The organism is Prosthecobacter fluviatilis (genome assembly GCF_042655725.1).
Classification (GTDB): domain Bacteria; phylum Verrucomicrobiota; class Verrucomicrobiia; order Verrucomicrobiales; family Verrucomicrobiaceae; genus Prosthecobacter; species Prosthecobacter fluviatilis.
The window spans coordinates 1-5372 of the sequence record NZ_JBHSMQ010000020.1; the positions used below are offsets into that span (position 1 = coordinate 1).

The window sequence follows — 5372 nt, forward strand, 5'->3', positions numbered from 1 at the left end:
GAATCAGAAACGATCTTTTAGAAAACACAGAAGCAGCGGAACGAGGGTCAAACCGAGTTTCAGCTGTTCGAAAACAGAAAGCTAAATTGTGCGCTGCGCGAATAAGTGCGCAGGCATCTGTGGTTTAAACAGATGCAGTCAATTTGGCTGGCTTATAAATTAAGTCAGCACCAAAATTTTTGGAGAGTTTGATTCTGGCTCAGAACGAACGCTGGCGGCGTGGATAAGACATGCAAGTCGAACGGGATCATCGGAGTAGCAATACAACGGTGGTCTAGTGGCGAACGGGTGCGTAACACGTGGATACATTCCGGAAAGCGGGGGATAGCCCAGGGAAACTTGGATTAATACCGCATGTGGTTGAAAAACTAAAGGCAGGGACCGCAAGGCCTGCCACTTTCCGATTGGTCCGCGGCCTATCAGCTAGTTGGCGGGGTAAAAGCCCACCAAGGCTACGACGGGTAGCTGGTCTTAGAGGACGACCAGCCACACTGGAACTGAGACACGGTCCAGACACCTACGGGTGGCAGCAGTCGAGAATCTTTCACAATGGGGGCAACCCTGATGGAGCGACGCCGCGTGGAGGATAAGGTCTTCGGATTGTAAACTCCTGTCATGTGTGAACAAGGTTGCGAGGTTAATAGTCTTGCAAATTGATGGTAACACAAGAGGAAGAGACGGCTAACTCTGTGCCAGCAGCCGCGGTAATACAGAGGTCTCAAGCGTTGTTCGGAATCACTGGGCGTAAAGGGTGCGTAGGTGGCGTGGTAAGTCAGATGTGAAAGCCCGGGGCTCAACCTCGGAACAGCATCCGATACTACCATGCTAGAGTACTGAAGAGGTGACTAGAATTCTCGGTGTAGCAGTGAAATGCGTAGATATCGAGAGGAATACCAACGGCGAAGGCAGGTCACTGGGCAGTTACTGACACTGAGGCACGAAGGCCAGGGGAGCAAACGGGATTAGATACCCCGGTAGTCCTGGCAGTAAACGGTGCACGTTTGGTGTGGGCGCAATCGACCGCGTCCGCGCCGGAGCTAACGCGTTAAACGTGCCGCCTGGGAAGTACGGTCGCAAGATTAAAACTCAAAGAAATTGACGGGGACCCGCACAAGCGGTGGAGTATGTGGCTTAATTCGATGCAACGCGAAGAACCTTACCTGGTCTTGACATGCATTGTGTCTACGGTGAAAGCCGTATAGGGTAGCAATACCCGCTTTGCACAGGTGCTGCATGGCTGTCGTCAGCTCGTGTCGTGAGATGTTGGGTTAAGTCCCGCAACGAGCGCAACCCCTGTGATTTGTTGCCACCGGCGTATGCCGAGCACTCGAATCAGACTGCCTCGATCAACGAGGAGGAAGGTGGGGATGACGTCAAGTCCGTATGGCCCTTACGACCAGGGCTGCACACGTACTACAATGCCCAGTACAATGTGAACCGAGACCGCGAGGTGGAGGAAATCAATAAAACTGGGCTCAGTTCAGATTGGAGTCTGCAACTCGACTCCATGAAGCTGGAATCGCTAGTAATGGTACATCAGCTACGGTACCGTGAATACGTTCCCGGGTCTTGTACACACCGCCCGTCACATCATGGAAGCTGGTTTCGCCCGAAGTGCGTGCGCCAACCGCAAGGAGGCAGCGCCCTAAGGCAAGACTGGTGACTGGGATGAAGTCGTAACAAGGTAGCCGTAGGGGAACCTGCGGCTGGATCACCTCCTTTCTATGGAGAATTGTCCAGGCTCACGCCACAATGGACAAGGTCGACACTGACTGCTGGAAACGGCAAAGTGTGCGAATGATGAAAATCACCGCAAAACCTTTTACTGCGCGCCACTAGCCGCAGCGTACAATTTAGTTTTTCTGTTTTCTGTGCCTTGAGCGGGGGTTTAGCTCAGTTGGTAGAGCGCTAGCTTTGCAAGCTTGATGTCAGGAGTTCGAGTCTCCTAACCTCCACCATCAATGATCAGCGGGCATGTAGCTCAGTTGGTTAGAGCACCGCCTTGATAAGGCGGGGGTCACTGGTTCGAGTCCAGTCCTGCCCACCATTCATTGTGCACATCTGTTTTTTTGGGATTCTGTTCTTTGACAACTGTATATAGGGTAGAAAAAACAAATTCAATTGAGCCATCTTGAGAACCAACAGGTTTCGAAAAGATAAGTAAAATTAAGAATCAGGCGAAACCATTTCGGCGGGTGTCAAAGCCCGTCACATGAAATGGATTTTAACAATGCAAGATTTATAGGGTATGTAGTGAATGCCTTGGCACTAGCAGGCGATGAAGGACGTGGTAAGCTGCGATAAGCTCCGGACAGCCGCAAGCAGGCTTTGACCCGGAGATCTCCGAATGGGATAACCTGTGATGATTCATCTCATCACGTGACGCTCTGAATACATAGGAGCGTCGACGCAACACCGCCCGAAGTGAAACATCTCAGTAAGGCGAGGAAAAGAAAGCGAATGCGATTCCGTCAGTAGTGGCGAACGAAAGCGGACCAGCCTAAACCGGAGGTTTACCTCCGGGGTTCGGGGCCCGATGTGGTAGTTGAACAGTTAGGTGAAGCGAATGGAAAATCGCTCCAAAGAGGGTGAGAGGCCCGTAACCGAAAACTCGACAACGCCTAGGGATTCCCAGAGTAACACGATCCACGTGGCATTTCGTGTGAATATGTGCCGACCACGGCATAAGGCTAAATACTAGCTAGTGACCGACAGTGAACAAGTACCGCGAGGGAAAGGTGAAAAGAACCGCCGTGAGCGGAGTGAAATAGTACCTGAAACCACATACCTACAAGGTGTCAGAGCCGGCTTGTCCGGTGATGGCGTGCCTTTTGCAAAATGAGTCTGCGAGTCAGTCTGTGTGGCAAGCCTAAGTCCTTCTGGGACGGAGGCGGAGCGAAAGCGAGTCCGAACAGGGCGACAAGTCGCACGGGCTGAACCCGAAGCGGAGGCGATCTACCCATGGCCAGGTTGAAGCGTTGGTAATACGACGTGGAGGACCGAACTGGTGAACCTTGAGACGTTCTCGGATGAGCTGTGGGTAGGAGTGAAAGGCTAATCAAGCCCCGTAATAGCTGGTTCTCCCCGAAATGTATTTAGGTGCAGCGTCATGCGCTGATCGAGGGGGGTAGAGCACTGAATGAGCTAGGGGACATACCCGTCTACCAAACTCAATCAAACTCCGAATACCCTCGAATGTAGCATGGCAGTAAGACAGTGGGGGATAAGCTTCATTGTCGAAAGGGAAACAGCCCAGCCCTGCAGCTAAGGTGCCCAAATGCCGCTAAGTGGAAAGGAGGTGAGATTTCTTTGACAGTGAGGATGTTGGCTTAGAAGCAGCCACCATTTAAACAGTGCGTAATAGCTGACTCATCGAGAGATCTCGCGCCGAAAATGATTGGCGATCAAGCGGCATACCGAAGCTCTGGATTGAACGGTCTACGGATCGTTCAGTGGTAGGGGAGCGTTCTGTGAGCGTCGAAGCGTGAAGGCGACTGACCGTGGAGTTCACAGAAGTGAGGATGCAGACATAAGTAACGTTAAGGGCGGTGAAATCCCGCCCCGCCGTAAACCCAAGGTTTCCTGGGCAACGATATTCGTCCCAGGGTTAGTCGGGAGCTAAGTCAAGGCCGTATGGCGTCGGCGATGCACATTGGGTTAATATTCCCAAACCGGCTATGGTTAAACCACACGTGCGTGGAAATTGAGAAAGCATGCCGGCTGAAAGTGGCAGAAGGAGGCGGGGCAACCCAAATCCGGTCTTTTGATCCGACCACCGAGAAAAGCGTTGTGGCCCTTTCCATGGCCGCCCGTACCGCAAACCGACACAGGTGGGTGGGTAGAATATACCAAGGCGAAAGAGTGAAACCTCGTTAAGGAACTCTGCAATCTAGTCCCGTAACTTCGGAAGAAGGGATGCCCAAGCTTGCTTGGGTCGCAGTGAAAGGGGACAACCGACTGTTTATCAAAAACACAGCATTGTGCCAAGACGAAAGTCCAAGTATACGATGTGACACGTGACCAATGCGGAAAGATTAAGGCAAGGGGTTAGCCGCAAGGCGAAGCTCTGAACCCAAGTCCCCGTGAATGTCGGCCGTAACTATAACGGTCCTAAGGTAGCGAAATTCCTTGTCGGGTAAGTTCCGACCTGCACGAATCGTGTAACGAGTTGTCCGCTGTCTCAACGAGGGGCTCAGTGAAATTGTATTAGCAGTGAAGATGCTGCTTACCCGCAGAAGGACGGAAAGACCCTATGCACCTTAACTGTAAGCTGTCACTGGTCGTTTGGTTTCCATGCTTAGCGTAAGTGGGAGACTTTGAAGCATGACTTTCGGGTCATGCTGAGTCGTCAATGAAACACCACCCTTGGGTATTGAACGATCTAACCGCAGTCCATGAATCTGGATGTGGGACCATGTCAGCCGGTCAGTTTTACTGGGGCGGTATCCTCCCAAAGAGTAACGGAGGAGCGCGAAGGTTGGCTCAGCGTGGTTGGTAATCACGTGTTGAGTGCATTGGCATAAGCCAGCCTAACTGTGAGACCTACAAGTCGAACAGATGCGAAAGCAGGCCAAAGTGATCCGGTGGTTTAATGTGGAATTGCCATCGCTTAACGGACAAAAGGTACGCTAGGGATAACAGGCTGATTTCATCCAAGAGTTCATATCGACGATGAAGTTTGGCACCTCGATGTCGGCTCGTCGCATCCTGGGGCTGGAGAAGGTCCCAAGGGTCCGGCTGTTCGCCGGTTAAAGCGGCACGCGAGCTGGGTTCAGAACGTCGCGAGACAGTTCGGTCCTCTATCCTCTGTGGGCGCAGGAAAGTTGAGGGGTTCAATTCCTAGTACGAGAGGACCGGAATTGACGCACCTCTGGTGTTCCAGTTGTTCTGTCAAGAGCATCGCTGGGCAGCTATGTGCGGAAGGGATAAGCGCTGAAAGCATCTAAGTGCCAAGCCCATCCCAAGATAAGCTTTCCCTGAAGGATCGTGGAAGACTACCACGTTGATAGGCCACGGGTGCAAGCACAGTAATGTGTTCAGCTTAGTGGTACTAATCATCCGTTTGTCTTGCATTGTTCCATTTCAAACTGAAGCCTGGTTCCAGGCTCAATCGAATTTTGATTCTCCCTGTATGCAGTTGTCAGAGAACACTCCCTGAGTGTCTCCAGACACTCGGTTCATATGCCTCACCGCATCATGGGCCGCAGTCTGGTGACCATGGCACAGTGGTACCACCCGTTCCCATTCCGAACACGGAAGTGAAACGCTGTTGCGCCGATGATAGTATGGCGAAAGGCTATGCGAAAGTAGGACGTTGCCAGATTAAACATCACCCCGCATCCCCTCAAAAGGATGCGGGGTTTTTTGTGCCC

Annotated in this window: 2 tRNA genes and 3 rRNA genes; all 5 read left to right on the forward strand. The window is 52.1% G+C overall.

Going from position 1 to position 5372, the window contains the following annotated elements:
* Positions 1-176: 176 nt before the first annotated feature.
* Positions 177-1722: ribosomal RNA gene (locus tag ACFQDI_RS25125) — 16S ribosomal RNA — on the forward strand.
* Positions 1723-1882: 160 nt separating this feature from the next.
* A tRNA-Ala gene (locus ACFQDI_RS25130) sits at positions 1883-1958 on the forward strand.
* A gap of 12 nt (positions 1959-1970) precedes the next feature.
* Positions 1971-2047, forward strand: a tRNA-Ile gene (locus ACFQDI_RS25135).
* Between the two features lie 183 nt (positions 2048-2230).
* Positions 2231-5075, forward strand: a 23S ribosomal RNA gene (locus ACFQDI_RS25140).
* Between the two features lie 132 nt (positions 5076-5207).
* Positions 5208-5323: ribosomal RNA gene (gene rrf / locus ACFQDI_RS25145) — 5S ribosomal RNA — on the forward strand.
* The 16S, 23S and 5S rRNA genes sit together here with 2 tRNA genes alongside, the layout of an rRNA operon.
* Positions 5324-5372: the final 49 nt, after the last annotated feature.